Origin of the sequence: Aeromonas sp. OTU364 (genome assembly GCF_038440395.1) — a bacterium.
GTDB lineage: Bacteria > Pseudomonadota > Gammaproteobacteria > Enterobacterales > Aeromonadaceae > Aeromonas.
On record NZ_JASATR010000003.1, the window covers coordinates 66652 to 81448 of the forward strand.

Annotated in this window: 13 protein-coding genes; 5 read left to right on the forward strand and 8 right to left on the reverse strand. The window is 62.3% G+C overall.

Features of this window, described 5'->3' with window-relative positions; all coding sequences use genetic code 11:
• Window positions 1–234: 234 nt before the first annotated feature.
• The 4 genes from hppD to maiA all read left to right on the forward strand — a co-directional run bounded on the left by hppD (window position 235) and on the right by maiA (window position 4291).
• Window positions 235–1368 (forward strand): 4-hydroxyphenylpyruvate dioxygenase, encoded by a 1134-nt coding sequence (hppD, locus tag AAHB08_RS04745; RefSeq protein WP_446699511.1) that lies wholly within the window; start codon window positions 235–237, stop codon window positions 1366–1368.
• A gap of 50 nt (window positions 1369–1418) precedes the next feature.
• A complete protein-coding gene (locus tag AAHB08_RS04750) occupies window positions 1419–2570 on the forward strand; it encodes a homogentisate 1,2-dioxygenase (RefSeq protein ID WP_342058273.1) in 1152 nt (383 codons plus the stop codon).
• Window positions 2571–2580: 10 nt separating this feature from the next.
• The gene (locus AAHB08_RS04755; protein ID WP_342058274.1) at window positions 2581–3579 is read left to right on the forward strand and encodes a fumarylacetoacetate hydrolase family protein; all 999 of its coding nucleotides are present in this window, start codon (window positions 2581–2583) and stop codon (window positions 3577–3579) included.
• 73 nt (window positions 3580–3652) lie between these two features.
• Entirely contained in the window at window positions 3653–4291 is a 639-nt protein-coding gene (maiA, locus tag AAHB08_RS04760; protein WP_202045994.1) for a maleylacetoacetate isomerase, read from the forward strand.
• Window positions 4292–4369: 78 nt separating this feature from the next.
• Here the strand turns inward: maiA and AAHB08_RS04765 are convergent, their stop codons facing one another.
• From AAHB08_RS04765 to AAHB08_RS04780, 4 genes are all read right to left on the reverse strand, one after another.
• Window positions 4370–4870 carry a thioredoxin family protein gene (locus tag AAHB08_RS04765; RefSeq protein ID WP_342058275.1) on the reverse strand — a complete coding sequence of 167 codons (501 nt, stop codon included), beginning with the start codon at window positions 4868–4870 and terminating at the stop codon, window positions 4370–4372.
• A gap of 180 nt (window positions 4871–5050) precedes the next feature.
• Window positions 5051–6715, reverse strand: a complete 1665-nt coding sequence (gene asnB / locus AAHB08_RS04770; RefSeq protein ID WP_247626440.1) for an asparagine synthase B — start codon at window positions 6713–6715, stop codon at window positions 5051–5053.
• Between the two features lie 193 nt (window positions 6716–6908).
• Window positions 6909–7277, reverse strand: a complete 369-nt coding sequence (locus AAHB08_RS04775; RefSeq protein WP_342058276.1) for a cupin domain-containing protein — start codon at window positions 7275–7277, stop codon at window positions 6909–6911.
• Window positions 7278–7392: 115 nt separating this feature from the next.
• Window positions 7393–8142, reverse strand: a complete 750-nt coding sequence (locus AAHB08_RS04780) for an HAD-IIA family hydrolase (protein WP_005302324.1) — start codon at window positions 8140–8142, stop codon at window positions 7393–7395.
• Window positions 8143–8343: 201 nt separating this feature from the next.
• Here AAHB08_RS04780 and AAHB08_RS04785 point away from each other — a divergent pair, with 201 nt between their 5' ends.
• Window positions 8344–9363: an adenosine deaminase gene (locus tag AAHB08_RS04785; protein ID WP_342058277.1), complete on the forward strand. Its 1020-nt coding sequence runs from the start codon at window positions 8344–8346 to the stop codon at window positions 9361–9363.
• A 75-nt stretch (window positions 9364–9438) separates the two neighbouring features.
• On the opposite strand, the gene AAHB08_RS04790 is transcribed toward AAHB08_RS04785, so the two are convergent.
• The 4 genes from AAHB08_RS04790 to AAHB08_RS04805 form a co-directional block, all read right to left on the reverse strand.
• The gene (locus AAHB08_RS04790) at window positions 9439–10560 is read right to left on the reverse strand and encodes an alkene reductase (RefSeq protein WP_342058278.1); all 1122 of its coding nucleotides are present in this window, start codon (window positions 10558–10560) and stop codon (window positions 9439–9441) included.
• Window positions 10561–10715: 155 nt separating this feature from the next.
• Window positions 10716–12266: a TerC family protein gene (locus tag AAHB08_RS04795; RefSeq protein ID WP_342058279.1), complete on the reverse strand. Its 1551-nt coding sequence runs from the start codon at window positions 12264–12266 to the stop codon at window positions 10716–10718.
• Window positions 12267–12903: 637 nt separating this feature from the next.
• On the reverse strand, window positions 12904–13419 hold the full coding sequence (locus tag AAHB08_RS04800; protein ID WP_342058280.1) for a hypothetical protein: 516 nt from the start codon (window positions 13417–13419) through the stop codon (window positions 12904–12906).
• Between the two features lie 392 nt (window positions 13420–13811).
• Window positions 13812–14738 (reverse strand): cation diffusion facilitator family transporter, encoded by a 927-nt coding sequence (locus AAHB08_RS04805; RefSeq protein ID WP_342058281.1) that lies wholly within the window; start codon window positions 14736–14738, stop codon window positions 13812–13814.
• Window positions 14739–14797: the final 59 nt, after the last annotated feature.

Genomic DNA, 14797 nt, shown 5'->3' on the forward strand with positions numbered 1-14797 from the left:
CAAAGCTGACAGCCCGGCGGTGCGCCGTGGGGCTGTCTGCAAGGCCCAGACTGCAATGTCACAATCTATTTACATCTTTTGGCGCTGACCCTCGCCAAACTATCTGAAACCCGCCTCTTCTCTTCTGCTCCGCCCCTGCCTCTAATGAAACAAGTTGTTAACAACGCCGTCCGGGCTGCCTGTCGAGCCTTCCCGGCGTGACCCGTTTCGTTATCAGTCCATCGCAAGGAGCGCATCATGACGACCTCTTCTTCCCCTTCTCGCACCATCAATCCCCTCGGCACCGATGGATTCGAATTCGTCGAGTACACGGCCCCGGATCTCAAGGGCATTGCCGCCCTCAAGGCGCTGTTCGTCTCCCTGGGTTTTGCCGAGGTGGCCAGGCACAAGCACAAGCAGTGCTGGCTCTACCGCCAGGGGGACATCAATTTCGTGGTCAACGCCGAGCCTCACTCCCAGGCGGAGCAGTTCGCCAGCCTGCACGGGCCCAGCGTCTGCGGCATGGCATTTCGGGTGGCGGATGCGGGCCGTGCCCAGCAGTACGCCATCGCCAAGGGGGCCAAGCCCTTCGTCGGCAAGATAGGGCCCATGGAGCTCAACATCCCCGCCATCTACGGCATCGGCGAGAGCACCCTCTCCTTTGTCGACCGCTACGGCGAGCAGGGCTCCATCTACGACGTGGACTTCGTCTTCTACCCCGACTGGCAGGCGCGCATGGCCGAGGTGGATGCGGGGCTCTACGAGATCGATCACCTGACCCACAACGTCCATCGCGGCAACATGGACGTCTGGTCCAACTTCTACGAGCGGATCGGCAACTTCCGGGAAATTCGCTACTTCGACATCGAAGGCAAGCTGACCGGCCTGCATTCCCGCGCCATGACGGCCCCCTGCGGCAAAATTCGCATCCCCATCAACGAGTCCTCCGACGACAAGTCCCAGATAGAGGAGTACCTGCGCCAGTACAAGGGGGAGGGGATACAGCACATAGCCCTCGCTTCAAGCGACATCTACCAGACCATCCGCACCCTGCGTGGTCGCGGCACCGGCTTTATGCCGACTCCGGACACCTACTACGAGAAGGTGAACAGCCGGGTGGAGGGGCATCAGGAGGATCTGGAGGCGCTCAAGGCACTGCGCATCCTGATCGACGGCTCGCCGACGAAAGATGGGATCCTGCTGCAGATCTTCACCGACACCGTCATAGGCCCGGTGTTCTTCGAGATCATCCAGCGCAAGGGCAACGAGGGGTTCGGCGAGGGCAACTTCCAGGCACTGTTCGAATCCATTGAACTGGATCAGATCCGTCGTGGGGTGCTGAGCGGGGCCGAGCAGGGCGAGAGAAAGGGAGAGCCGAGCGATGCGTAACCATATGGGCGATCGCCCGCCGGTATCTATGTCATGGGAGGCACACAGCCATGCGTAACTGGATAAGTTTCCCCCACCGGGAGGGGACCCACTCCCGCCAGGCCCACGCCGACCTGCCCGAGCACGCCATCTACGAGCGCGAGCTCGGGCGCTCCGGCTTCTTCGGCCCCGCCACCCACATGCACCACAAGCATGCCCCCACCGACTGGAGCCACTGGGAGGGGCCGCTGCGGCCGCGGGCGTTCGACTTGAATGAGCTGCAGGAGGAGGTGAGTTCCCTCTCCCCCTGGGTGATGCCGGATATTCTGCACAATGCCCACTGCCGCTACCGGATGTGGCGCCTGACCGAGACAATGCCGTTTCTGGTGCGCAACGCCGACGGCGACGAGCTCTTGTTCATCCATGAGGGGGGCGGGGAGTTCTACTGCGACTACGGCCACCTGACCTTGCGGGATGGCGACTATGTGGTGATCCCCCGTGGCACCATGTGGCGCATCGAGCCCACGGCGCCCCTCTTCATCCTGATGATAGAGGCGACCGAGGACAGCTATCAGCTGCCGGACAAGGGGCTGGTGGGCAACCACGCCATCTTCGATCCGGCGGCCCTTGACGTGCCCGCCATCAACGAGCGCTTCCTGGCCCAGCAGGACGAGGATCCCTGGTCGCTGCAGGTCAAGCGCCACGATCAGGTCTCTGTCATCACCTGGCCCTTCAACCCTCTGGATGCCCAGGGCTGGCACGGGGACTTGTGCGTGGTGCGCCTCAACTGGCGGGACATCCGCCCCCTGATGAGCCACCGCTACCATCTGCCGCCCTCGGCCCACTCCACCTTCGTGGCGAGCCGCTTCGTCATCTGCACCTTCGTGCCGCGCCCCATAGAGAGCGATCCCGGGGCCTTGCGGGTGCCCTTCTATCACAGCAACGACGATTTTGACGAGGTGCTCTTCTACCACGCCGGGGACTTCTTCAGCCGGGACAACATAGAGCGGGGCATGGTCACCTTCCACCCCGCCGGCTTCACTCACGGTCCCCATCCCAAGGCCTTTGCGGCGGGGCAGGCCCACGCCAAGACCTTCACCGACGAGGTGGCCGTGATGCTCGACACCCGGGATGCCCTGGGAGTCGGCCAGATCTGCGAGGGGATAGAGAATCCCCACTATGTGTCCAGCTGGCAGCGGCCAGACGGCACCCCCGGCAAATAAGGAATTCGATATGAAATTGGCAACCTTGAACAATGGCAAGCGCGATGGCGCCCTAGTGGTGGTCAGCCGGGATCTGACCCGGGCGGTGGCCGTGGCCGACATAGCCCCCACCCTGCAAGGGGCGCTGGACGAGTGGAGCGATCTCGCCCCCCGGCTGACCGCCGTCTATCAGGCCCTCAACGACGGCGCCTGCCCCGATGCCTTCCCCTTCGATGAGACGGCCTGTCTCTCCCCGCTGCCCCGCGCCTACCAGTGGGCCGACGGCAGCGCCTACGTCAACCACGTGGAGCTGGTGCGCAAGGCGCGCGGCGCCGAGATGCCCGAGAGTTTCTGGCACGATCCCCTGATGTACCAGGGGGGCTCCGACAGCTTCCTCGCCCCCCGCGGCCCCATCGTCATGGGGTCGGAGGAGTGGGGCATCGACTTTGAATCTGAGGTGGCCGTCATCACCGACGACGTGCCCATGGGCACCTGCGCGCAGAAGGCCGAGGAGCACGTCAAGCTGCTGATGCTGGTCAACGATGTGAGTCTGCGCAACCTCATTCCCGGGGAACTCGCCAAGGGCTTTGGCTTCTTCCAGTCCAAACCCTCCAGCAGCTTCTCGCCGGTGGCCATCACCCCGGACGAGCTCGGCGGCGACTGGCGGCAGGGCAAGGTGCATCTGCCCCTGGTGACCCAGCTCAACGGCGCCCTGTTCGGGGAGCCGGATGCAGGGCTGGACATGACCTTCAACTTCTTCGAGCTGATCGCCCACGCGGCCAGGACCAGACCCCTTGGCGCTGGCTGCATCATAGGCTCGGGCACCGTCTCCAACTACGACAGAAGCCGGGGATCCTCCTGCCTCGCCGAGCGGCGGATGCTGGAAATTATCGAGTCAGGTCAAGCCACTACACCCTTTCTTCGCTTTGGTGATACAGTGTCCATCGCGATGCAGGATCGCAACGGGATGAGTCTGTTTGGCACCATTTTGCAACGGGTCACGCAAGGGGGCGCCAGTCAGACGAGCTAGCAAGGCTTGGGCCGGCCAAGGTCGGCCAGGCGACAGGGCAGGTGGCGCACACCTGCCACCATAGGGACATAATATGCTGCAGTTGTTTGGATATTGGCGTTCATCGGCCAGCTTTCGCGTACGTCTGGTGCTGCAACTCAAGGGACTTGGTTATGAGCAGCACCCGGTCAATCTGAGACAGGGTGAGCAGAAAGAGAAGGCCTATCGCCGGGTCAATCCCCAGGGGCTTGTGCCTTTTCTCATCGACGGGGATGTGCAGCTGGGTCAGTCGGTGGCCATCATGGAGTACCTCGACGAGACCTATCCGGCCTACCCCCTGATGCCCTCCGCTCCCGAGGAGCGGGCCAGGGTGCGCCAGATAGTCAACATGATCGCCTGCGACACTCACCCCCTCAACAACCTGAGGGTGCTGAACTACCTGGAGCAGGAGCTGGGGCAGGGCAAGACGGCGCGCGATGCCTGGTATCGCCACTGGATTGACGAGACCTTCACCGCCCTGGAGCAGTTGTTGATGACCACCGCCGGCGTCTATTGCGTGGGCAACGAGGTGACCCTGGCGGACTGCATGCTGGTGCCCCAGGTCTATAACGCCCGCCGCTTCAACATGACGCTGGATGACTACCCCACCATCGCGCGCATCGTCGCCAACTGCGAGCAGTTGCAGGCCTTTATCAAGGCGGCCCCCGCCAATCAGCCGGATGCGCAAGCCTGACTCTTCCCCGTGATAAACAACAAACACCCCGCACCGTCAGGCGACAGTGCGGGGTGTTTGCATCATGGCCTGGGCTTGTCAGCTGCGAGCATCCTGGCGCTCAAAGTAGCCGATAAACTTGCCAAACCTGGCCTCATCGTAACTCTTCCCCTTCTCCAGCAATCCGGTATTGAAGGATTCGAGCAGCTTGCCTTTGGCATCCAGCACGTAGAAGTGGGGCACCCCCAGATACTCGGGATAGGCCTTGAGGAAGGGGGCGTTCTTGTTCTGCTCGCTGACGTTCACCTTGACCACCACGAAGGTCCGGTTGAACTGCTGTGCAAGCTCGGGCTCCCGGTCCAGGAAGCGGTTCATCTCCTGGCACCAGCTGCACCACTCGCCCCCTATCAGCAGCAGGACCTGCTTGTCCTCTTGTTGCGCCTTGGCGGTGGCGGCCAGCAGATCCTTGGCGGGATCCCGTGTCTCGTCATAACCCTGGCTGTAATCGGGCAAGCCCCTGGCCCAGAAGTGGTCGCCCGCGCGGGCGGCGCCGTTGAACAGCAGGGTGCCCAGCACCAGGGGCAGTAACAGTCGTTTCATCATCTCTTCCTTGTATTGTCGTTGTTGCTTCCAAGCCGGAACAATGTGACACGAGCGAGCCCCTTCGCCAAGCGGCAAGCAGAGAAGGGGAAGGCAAAAAAGCGGGAATGAAATGGCAGAAAACAACAAAGCCCCTCGAGAGGGGCCTTGTTGTTTGGTCGGGCTCTGTCCGCTTGCGGATCAGTAGCTCTGCTGGTGGACGTCCATCACGGCGCGGCCTGAGGGGTCGGCCATCTCCTTGAACTTGGCATCCCACTCGAGCGCAGTCGGGGTAGAGCAGGCGACCGACTTGCCGTAGGGCACGGTGCGGGCGGCGGACTCCAGCGGGAAGTGCTCGTCGAAGATGGCGCGGTAGAAGTAGGCCTCCTTGGTGAGCGGGGTGTTGATGGGGAAGCGGAATGCGGCCGCCTCGAACATCTGATCCGTCACTTCGGTCTCGACCATGGCTTTGAGGCTGTCAATCCAGGAGTAGCCCACGCCGTCGGAGAACTGCTCCTTCTGACGCCAGGCCACCTCGTGGGGCAGCAGCTCCTCGAAGGCTTCCCGCAGGATGTGCTTCTCGATCTTGCCGTTGCCGCACATCTTGTCGGCGGGCTGCAGGCGCATCGCCACGTCCATGAACTCCTTGTCTAGGAAGGGCACGCGGCCCTCCACACCCCAGGCGGCCATGGACTTGTTGGCCCGCAGGCAGTCATACAGATGCAGGGAGGCCAGCTTGCGCACGTTCTCCTCGTGGAACTCCCGGGCGTTGGGGGCCTTGTGGAAGTAGAGGTAGCCGCCGAACAGTTCGTCGGAGCCTTCCCCGGAGAGCACCATCTTGATGCCCATCGCCTTGATGTAGCGGGCCATCAGGTACATGGGGGTGGAGGCACGTATGGTGGTGACGTCATAGGTCTCGAGGTGATAGATGACGTCCCGCAGGGCATCCAGCCCTTCCTGCACGGTGAAGTGGATCTGGTGGTGTATGGTGCCGAGGTGATCGGCCACCTTGCGGGCGGCTGCGAGATCCGGCGAGCCTTCCAGGCCGACGGCGAAGGAGTGCAGCTGGGGCCACCAGGCTTCGCTCTTGCCATCGTCCTCTACCCGGCGGGCGGCATAGAGCTTGGTGATGGCGGAGATGACGGAGGAGTCGAGACCGCCGGAGAGCAGAACGCCGTAGGGCACGTCACACATCAGCTGGCGCTTGACCGCCGCTTCCAGGGCCGCTTTGAGCTCGGCCTTGTCGCTGACGTTGTGCTCGACCGGGGCATATTCCATCCAGTCGCGCCTGTACCACTGCTTGAGCTCGCCATCCTTGCTCCAGAGGTAATGTCCCGGCGGGAAGGTCTCGACGCTCTTGCACACCGGCACCAGGGCCTTCATCTCGGAGGCGACATAGAAGTTGCCGTGCTCGTCGCGGCCGGTATAGAGGGGGATGATCCCCATGTGGTCGCGGCCAATCAGGTAGGCATCCTGCTCGGCGTCATAGAGGATGAAGGCGAAGATGCCGTTGAGATCGTCCAGGAAGGCGGGGCCCTTCTCCTTGTAGAGGGCGAGCAGCACCTCGCAGTCGGAGTGGGTCTGGAACTTGAAGTCGACCTTGAGGTGCTTCTCGAGTTCCTTGTGGTTGTAGATCTCGCCGTTGACGGCCAATACGTGAGTGCGCTCGGGGTTGTAGAGCGGCTGGGCGCCATTGCCCGGATCGACGATGGCCAGGCGCTCGTGCACCAGGATGGCCTTGTCGGAGCTGTAGACGCCGGACCAGTCAGGCCCGCGGTGACGCAGTCGCTTGGACATCTCCAGGGCCGATTTGCGCAAGGTGGCGGAGTCGGTCTTGATGTCCAGAATGCCGAAAATAGAACACATTGGCGGTAATCCTCTTGATTTTTATATGAGCCCCCCACGTTCGGGCTCGAAATTCCATTTACATTCCTCGCCAATCACAATGCCTAGCGCAAAAACCTTTTGCAAGCGGGAAAACCGCACAAAATCATGCCGCCAACGTCAAGTCGGCGGGTGAGAATGGTGTCGACAACCAGGGGCTTGCTTGACGTGCGCGTCAGGTCGCGGCGGGTTCGAAGATCACATAGAGCTTGCGGCAGGCCACCAGGGTCTCCCACTCGCCGACGAAGCCCGCCGGGATGACGAACTGATCCCCCGGCTTGAGGTGCAACTCGCCCCCCTGGCCGTCGTGGATCCGCGCCTCGCCCTCCAGCAACTGGCAGTATTCGTGCTCTGTGTAGTGCACGGCCCAGCGCCCCGGCTCGCAGGCCCAGAAGCCCACGTGAAACTGCTGGCTGGGGTCCGAATAGTGGTTCCAGAGGGTCTGGCTCGGGCTGCCGGCCCGGATCCGCTCGGGGGCGGGCATCAGCGGGGTGGGGGAGACGGGGTGCTGGTCCAGCAGGATCCAGTCGTTCAGGCTCTTCATGGTGCGTCCTTGGGGTGGCGAGGGGAGCGTCCTGCTCCCGTTTAGTTTGTTTAACAATGTTGCGCTTACGTTAAACGATGTGCGCCACCTTGCCAAGGGGGGCCAAGGAAGGGGATCAGACGATATCGATGTCCACCACGGAGTCGAAGATGTGATTCGGTCTAAACGGCATGCGGTCGATGTCCGCCACCTTGCTCACCCCGGAGAGCACCAGCACCGTCTCGAGGCCGGCCTGGAAGCCCGCCAGTATGTCGGTGCGCAGGTTGTCGCCGATGATGATGGTGTCATCGGAGTGGGCCTCCATCCGGTTCAGGGCCGCGCGAATGATCCAGGCGCTCGGCTTGCCCACGTAGAACGGCTTCTTGCCGGTCATCCGCTCTATGGGGGCGCAGAGGGCGCCGCAGGCCGGGTGCATCATGGGGCCGTGGGTATCGGGGTTGGTGGCGATGAAGCGGGCCCCCTGATCCACGAACTTGGCCCCCAGCTGCATCATGGTCCAGTTGTAGTTGCGGGTCTCCCCCACCACCACGAAGTCGGGGTCTATGTCGGTGATGGTGAAGCCGGCCTTGTAGAGCTCGTGGGTCAGGGCCCCTTCGCCAATCACATAGGCCTTCTTGCCATCCTGGCGCTTGAGAAAGTCGGCGGTGCCCATGGCGGAGGTATAGAAGCACTCCTCCGGCACCTCGATCCCGGCGGAGCGGAAGCGGTTTTGCAGATCTTTCTGGGTCTGGGCCGGGTAGTTGGTGAGGAACAAGAGCTTGCTGCCCTGCTCCAGCAGGCGATGAACGAAACGGTCGGCGCCGGGCACCAGATCGTTGTTGTGCAGGATGACGCCGTCGATATCACAGATGACGCTTTTCTTCATGGAAACTCCTTGTAGGGGGAGGTGGTTGCCAACCTCGAATGTCTTCAATCACTTATGGCTTTTTTGTGCCGCCATTATAAGGCGCTTTGATGACAAGTCTCCCCCGGCGCGCCAGATGGGTGCACAATGACTGCAGAGGGAGGGCGCCGTCGGCGCCTGGACTTGCCTTAACCATCAGGCGCTGACGATGGAGCCGTCATCATGGAGAACTTTATTGCCGGCTTGCCCAAGCTGGAGTTGCACCTGCATATCGAGGGCACCCTGGAGCCCGAGCTGCTGTTTGCCCTTGGCCAGCGCAACGGGGTGACCCTACCCTGGCCCGACGTCGAGAGCCTGCGGGCCGCTTATGAGTTCGACTGTCTGCAATCCTTTCTCGATCTCTACTACCTGGGGGCCAGCGTGCTGGTCACCGAGCAGGACTTCTTCGACCTCACCTGGGCCTATCTGGAACGCTGCGCCGCCGACAAGGTGGTGCACGTGGAGATCTTCTTCGATCCCCAGACCCACAGTGCCCGCGGCATTCCCTTCGAGACGGTGCTCGGCGGCATAGAGCGGGCATTGCAGCAGGGGGAGCGGCAGCTTGGCATCAGCTGGCGACTCATCATGAGCTTCTTGCGCCACCTGAGCGAAGAGGATGCCTTCGCCACCCTGCGCGAGGCCGAGCCTTATCTGGCCCGGTTGCACGGGGTCGGCCTGGATTCGAGCGAGCTCGGCAATCCCCCCGGCAAGTTTGCCCGTGTCTTCGCCCGGGCGAGGGAGCTGGGACTGCCTGTGGTAGCCCATGCCGGGGAGGAGGGACCGGCGGCCTACATCTGGCAGACCATCCAGGAGCTGCAGGTCAGACGCATCGATCACGGGGTGCACTGCGCCGAGGATCCCGAGCTGGTGCGCTACCTGGCCGATACCCGGCTGCCGCTCACCGTCTGCCCCCTCTCCAACGTACGGCTCAGGGTGTTTGACACCATGGCGGATCACAACGTGCTGACCCTGCTGGAACAGGGGCTCTGCGTCACCATCAACTCCGACGATCCCGCCTATTTTGGCGGCTACATGGGGGCCAATTTCAGGGCCCTGGCCGACGGGCTCGGCGCCACGCGGGAGCAGCTCTGCCGCCTCTCCCTCAATGGGGTGGAGGCGAGCTGGCTGAGCCTGGCCGACAAGGTGAGGCTGACCCAGGAGATCAGGGGCTATGGTGCCTGCCACGGGGTGGCGCTCTACTAGCGCCGGACGTTCAACAACAACGCGCCCGCCGATAAGGGCGGGCGCGTGGCACCGAGGCTAGGCTGGTTGCCAGTCTCAGGCAGGCTGTGACGCTGTCTCGGCCTGATAGACGGGGTAGTCGATGAGCCCCTGCTCGCCGCCGCCAAACAGGGTGGCGGGATCATGGGGGGCAAAGGGATAGCCGTGACGCAGCCGGTTCGGCAAGTCGGGGTTGGCCACGAAGGGGCGACCGAAGCCAATCAGGTCGGCCCAGCCCGCCTGCAGCGCGGCTCTGGCCCGCTCGCCGTCATATTTTCCCGCATAGATGAGGGTGTTGGGGAAGGCGTCCCGCAGCCCCTGTTTGAAACCCTTCGCCATCAGGGGGGCATCGTCCCAGTCCGCCTCGGCGATATGCAGGTAGACGATGCCTATTTCCCCCAGCAGCTTCGCTGCAGCCAGATAGGTCTCCTGCGGGTTCGCATCCACTGTGCCGTTGAGGGTGGTGAGTGGCGCGAGGCGCACCCCAACCCGGTCAGATCCGATCTCGTCACTGACCGCTTGTGTCACCTCTTTCAGGAAGCGCAGCCGGTTCTCCAGGGATCCGCCGTAGTTGTCGGTGCGGGCGTTGGACTCGGAGTCGAGGAACTGGTTGATGAGGTAGCCGTTGGCGGCGTGCAGCTCGATGCCGTCAAAGCCGGCCTCCATGGCATTGCGGGCGGCCTGGCGGAACTGGCTCACCACGGCGTCGATGTCGGCCTGGGTCATGGCGCGGGGAGTGACCGTCTCCACAAAGCCCGGGGCGTCGCTGCCGTTGTCGACAAACACTTTCACCCCTTCGGCCTTGATGGCGGACGAGGAGATCGGTTGGGCGCCGCCGATGTTGTCCGGGTGGGTGACCCGGCCCACGTGCCAGAGCTGGGCAAACATGATGCCTCCCTTGGCGTGCACCGCATCGGTCACCTGCTTCCAGCCGGCCACCTGCTCGGCGCTGTGGATCCCCGGGGTCCAGGCATAGCCCTTGCCCAGGGGATCTATCTGGGTGCCCTCGCCGATGATGAGACCGGCGCCCGCGCGCTGGGCGTAGTAGGTGGCCATCATGGCGTTGGCCACGTCACCGGGCTGGCTGGCGCGGGAACGGGTCATGGGCGGCATGACGATGCGGTTGGAGAGGTGCAACTGGCCGAGGCGAAGGGGGCAGAACAGGGGATCGTGGTGCATGGTGAATTCCTCGTGTTGAGATGGAGGAGACTCTAGAGGGGATTGTCATTGTGAAAAAGAGGGGTAATTGCAGAAGAGAATTGCCATTGGCACAGCAATGGGCCTGAGGCCATGAAAAAGAGGGCCTGTTGGCCCTCTTTTGATGTCGCGGCAGATCAGGCGGCGCTGGCGCCTATCGGGGTGACCCGCACCCGCTCTATCCGGCGCTCGCTCACCGCCAGCACCTCGAAGCAGAGCTGGCCGAGGCGCAGTTGCTGGCCGCTGGTGGGCAGGCTGCCGAAGTGGGAGAGCAGCATGCCTGCCAGCGTCACGTACTCATCGCTCTCGCTCACCAGGCCGTCATGGCCCAGGGTCTGCTCTATCTGGTGGATGTTGGTGCTGCCGTTGATGAGCCAGCTCTCCCCCTCCTGGACGATGTCCGGGGTCTCATCCTCGTCCGGCAGCTCGCCGACGATGGCCTCCAGCAGATCGTGGTTGGTGACCAGCCCCTGGATGATGCCGAACTCGTCTGCCACCAGAATGAGGCTGCCCCTGGCCTGGCGCAGCTCCGCCAGCAGCCGGATCACGTTGATGGTCTGGGGCACTATGATGGGGTCATTCTGCCTGGCGAGCTCGGCCAGGGACTGCCCCTCGTTGAGGGCAAACAGCAGATCCCGCGCCTTCACCACCCCGATGATCTCGTCCAGCTCCCCGTCGCAGACCGGGAACAGGCTGTGGGGGGCCCGCTGCAGCAGGGCCCGGATCTCGTCCGGGGAGTCATTGACGTCGATCCACTCCATCTCGGCTCGGGGGGTCATGATGGTGCGGATGGAGCGCTCGGCCAGCGACAGCACCCCGGTCACCATGTAGCGCTCTTCTTCTCCGAAGCTGATGGGGCGGGGGGCCTCCAGCTCCTCTTCCTCATCCTGCTGCGGGTGCTGGTTGGCCCGGCTGCCCCCCATCAGTTTGAAGATGGCGGCCGTGGTGCGCTCGCGCAGGGGCTGCCTGGATTCGTGGCGCTGGGCACTGCGCTGGGCGAGCTGGTTGAAGAACTCGATGAGCACAGAGAAGCCGATGGCCGCATAGAGATAGCCCTTGGGAATGTGGAAGCCGAAGCCCTCCGCCACCAGGCTGAAGCCTATCATCAGCAGGAAGCTCAGGCAGAGCACCACCACGGTGGGATGGGCGTTGACGAAGCGGGTCAGGGGCTTGGAGGCGATCACCATCACCACCATGGCGATGGTCACGGCCGCCATCATGACGCCCAGGTGTTCCACCATGCCGACCGCAGTGATGATGGAGTCCAGGGAGAAGACGGCATCCAGCACCAGGATCTGGGCGATCACCACCCCGAATCCGGCATAGACACCGGCCGGGCCCTGCTCCTCCGGCTTGGCCTCCAGCCGCTCGTGCAGCTCTGAGGTGGCCTTGAACAGCAGGAAGAGGCCGCCCCCCATCAGAATGAGATCCCGCCCCGAGAAGGGGTGATCCCAGATGTGCAGTATGGGGGTGGTGAGCGTCACGAGCCAGGACATCACGCTCAGCAGGGCGAGGCGCATGATCAGGGCCAGGGAGAGGCCGATGAGCCGGGCCTTGTCCCGCTGGGCGGGGGGCAGCTTCTTCACCAGGATGGCGATGAAGACCAGGTTGTCGATCCCGAGCACTATCTCGAGGATGATCAGGGTGAACAGACCGACCCAGATAGACGGGTCCAGCAAGAATTCCATTAGGATGACCTCAATAAAAACAGACGCAGTGGATGTCGCTCACGGCAGGGGCCGTGACAGGGCAAGGCTGTTTTCAGAGGCGTTGGTTGAGCAGGTACAGATAGGTTTTGATGGGGAAAAACGAAGGGCTACTTCGGGGATTGTCCATGATGGGCAATAAAACCTCGGGTCAAAATTGAGCTCTGATGATAACGGCTATCACCGATTTGGCAAGCGCCGGGCGCACATAGAGATGAGCGACTACCGGGCACGGGGTGCCTGCGCTGCCGGGTCGGCCCATGGAAAGCCGCTCGCCATATGGAGGAAAAAGGCATAAGACGCAGGGGCTGTATATATCCGCGACTGGACAATGTGTAACAACCTATTTCAGGTGCCTATCATTTGGTGCTTGTTTTAATAAATGTCAGCTCATTTGGTTATATAAGAAAGCGGTCGGCCCTGCGGCTGTTTATGGTGTCGATGACAGGGGAGGTTATTTGAAGGGAGGCTGACGCCTCAATATAAAACCTCGAAGATGAAGACAGGGAAGTTGGCGCTTCAATATAAGGCGTTGAACATGAAGACAGGGAGGCATTGCCTCCCTGTCGGTCAATCCCCTCATGTCATGGGGATCGGATGTCGAGCGCAATGGACCCCGTCACTGGCCCGTGTAGGCAGCGCCCTGAACATGGCCCTTCTTGTCACTGAGGCAGGACCAGGGGGCATCGGCACCCGGCACCTTGATGGTGACGCCGACCCCGGCTTCGGAGTCCATGACGTCAGTCACCTGAAGCTGGGCCTGGGGCACGTTCGTCTTCTCGGAGACCGCCTTCAGACAGGCTTTCTCCGCAGGGCTGGCAGGGCTTGCCGAGGCCGCAGGGGCTGCTGACGTGGCTGCCGGGTGGCAGACGCCCGAGCCTTGCTTGCTGTTGTAGGAGACATCGTACTGGCCCCCGGTGTTGCTGATGGAGAGGGTGACTCCCGAGCCCTTGGCCTCATAGAAGTCATCGCTGAACTTCTTGAGCTTGGCCTCCTTGCCATTGATATAGACGGGGCCCCCCTCATCGCTGTGCATCTGGATCTGTCCCGGGCACTCGTAATTAAGCTGGGGAAGGGCAGCACTGGCGGTGCCCGCCATGGTCAATGCCAATACTGTGATCAACACCTTTTTCATGGGACTTACCTTAACTGTTTAACAAAGTGGAATAAGTGTATTTGTTTTTATTGTCCGGTGGATAACAACATCACTGTATTTCGGCGCGCAGTCTGCCGTTTGTCCTTGGCGAAAACAAATAGCTGGCCGACTTAATTTTAGCAACGAAATTTTCGTAACTTTTTGTGCCGTTGAAAATGGTTATCGATTCAAGGGACTCGGCAAACGGTTTTCCCTGTCAATGGTTTAAAGATTAAAAAAAGCAGAGAAATTACGGGCAGGAGAGGGGCGGCGAGAGTGACAGCAAGAGTGATGCAGGGGGAGGTGGCAGGCGGGTTGCCGGGGCCTTGCCTGGGGCCCTTGTCACGCGGGGCGACGGGGCCCCGCGTTGCATCAGGATGGCAAGCGCCGGATCAGAGCCAGCGTTTCTCGCGGGTGAAGCAGACCGAGAGCCAGGCATCCCCCAGGGTATCGCCGAGGCGGGACCAGAGCTCCTGGCGCAGGGCATCCTGGCGCTCTATGGGCCACTCCTGATCCGGGGCCACCAATATGTTCAATTCCAGATCGAAGCGGCGGCCGCTCTTGGCCAGATGGCTGTAGCACTCGATGCCATGGCGCAGGCGCAGGGCCTCGACTTCGCTGGCCACCAGCTGGGAGACATCCCCCTTGGGGGCGATTTTCAACACTTCCCGCAGGTTGCGGCCGAGCACCTTGATGGGGATCAGGGTGGCGCACAGGGCGAGCAGGGTGACCAGTACCGGGTCTATGTAGCGGTTGTACTGGCCGTAGCCGAGGGCGTCGAGGCCGATGGCGACCACGAAGCCGATGAGCAGGGTGGCGCTGAGCAGGGTGTCGACCAGCCACTCCTTGGAGTCGACCCGCACCAGTTCGGAGTCGATCCGCTCGGCGACGCCCGCCTCGATCCGGTAGATGATGGCGCAGAAGAAGGTGCAGACGGCGGCGTAGATGAGGGCGTGACCGAGGTCTATCTCCCGTCCCCCTTCGAGCAGGGAGGTGATGCCGCTATGAAGGGCGCCGAGGCAGAGCAGCAGTATGATGGTGCCGTTGATGACGTTGGTGATGGGCTCGAAGTGGGCGTAGCCATACTGGAAGCGCGCATCCGAGGGGCGGGTAACGAGATAGGCGGTGATGAGTCCGAGGCCCGTCATGCCCATGCTGAACAGGGTGAAGATGCCATCGAGCATGATGGCGTTGGAACCGACGAAGAGGCCGTAGCCGATCCCGAAGATGGCGAAGCTGATGCAGCCGAACAGTGACAGGGTCAGGGCCTGTTTCTCGGTGCGAACCAGCGTACTGATAACATGGCTGTAATGAGCCATAAAAGTCCTCCTTTCAAATGGTGAAGATTGAACGCGCAAGCGGTTTTCTAGCTGATATA

Excerpts from the sequence above, each read along its gene's own strand:
- AAHB08_RS04785 (WP_342058277.1), top strand. The coding sequence starts at position 8,344 with ATGGAGAACTTTATTGCCGGCTTGCCCAAGCTGGAGTTGCACCTGCAT.
- AAHB08_RS04795 (WP_342058279.1), bottom strand. The coding sequence starts at position 12,266 with ATGGAATTCTTGCTGGACCCGTCTATCTGGGTCGGTCTGTTCACCCTG.
- AAHB08_RS04765 (WP_342058275.1), bottom strand. The coding sequence starts at position 4,870 with ATGAAACGACTGTTACTGCCCCTGGTGCTGGGCACCCTGCTGTTCAAC.
- AAHB08_RS04775 (WP_342058276.1), bottom strand. The coding sequence starts at position 7,277 with ATGAAGAGCCTGAACGACTGGATCCTGCTGGACCAGCACCCCGTCTCC.
- maiA (WP_202045994.1), top strand. The coding sequence starts at position 3,653 with ATGCTGCAGTTGTTTGGATATTGGCGTTCATCGGCCAGCTTTCGCGTA.
- AAHB08_RS04755 (WP_342058274.1), top strand. The coding sequence starts at position 2,581 with ATGAAATTGGCAACCTTGAACAATGGCAAGCGCGATGGCGCCCTAGTG.
- AAHB08_RS04805 (WP_342058281.1), bottom strand. The coding sequence starts at position 14,738 with ATGGCTCATTACAGCCATGTTATCAGTACGCTGGTTCGCACCGAGAAA.
- AAHB08_RS04790 (WP_342058278.1), bottom strand. The coding sequence starts at position 10,560 with ATGCACCACGATCCCCTGTTCTGCCCCCTTCGCCTCGGCCAGTTGCAC.
- asnB (WP_247626440.1), bottom strand. The coding sequence starts at position 6,715 with ATGTGTTCTATTTTCGGCATTCTGGACATCAAGACCGACTCCGCCACC.
- AAHB08_RS04750 (WP_342058273.1), top strand. The coding sequence starts at position 1,419 with ATGCGTAACTGGATAAGTTTCCCCCACCGGGAGGGGACCCACTCCCGC.
- AAHB08_RS04800 (WP_342058280.1), bottom strand. The coding sequence starts at position 13,419 with ATGAAAAAGGTGTTGATCACAGTATTGGCATTGACCATGGCGGGCACC.
- AAHB08_RS04780 (WP_005302324.1), bottom strand. The coding sequence starts at position 8,142 with ATGAAGAAAAGCGTCATCTGTGATATCGACGGCGTCATCCTGCACAAC.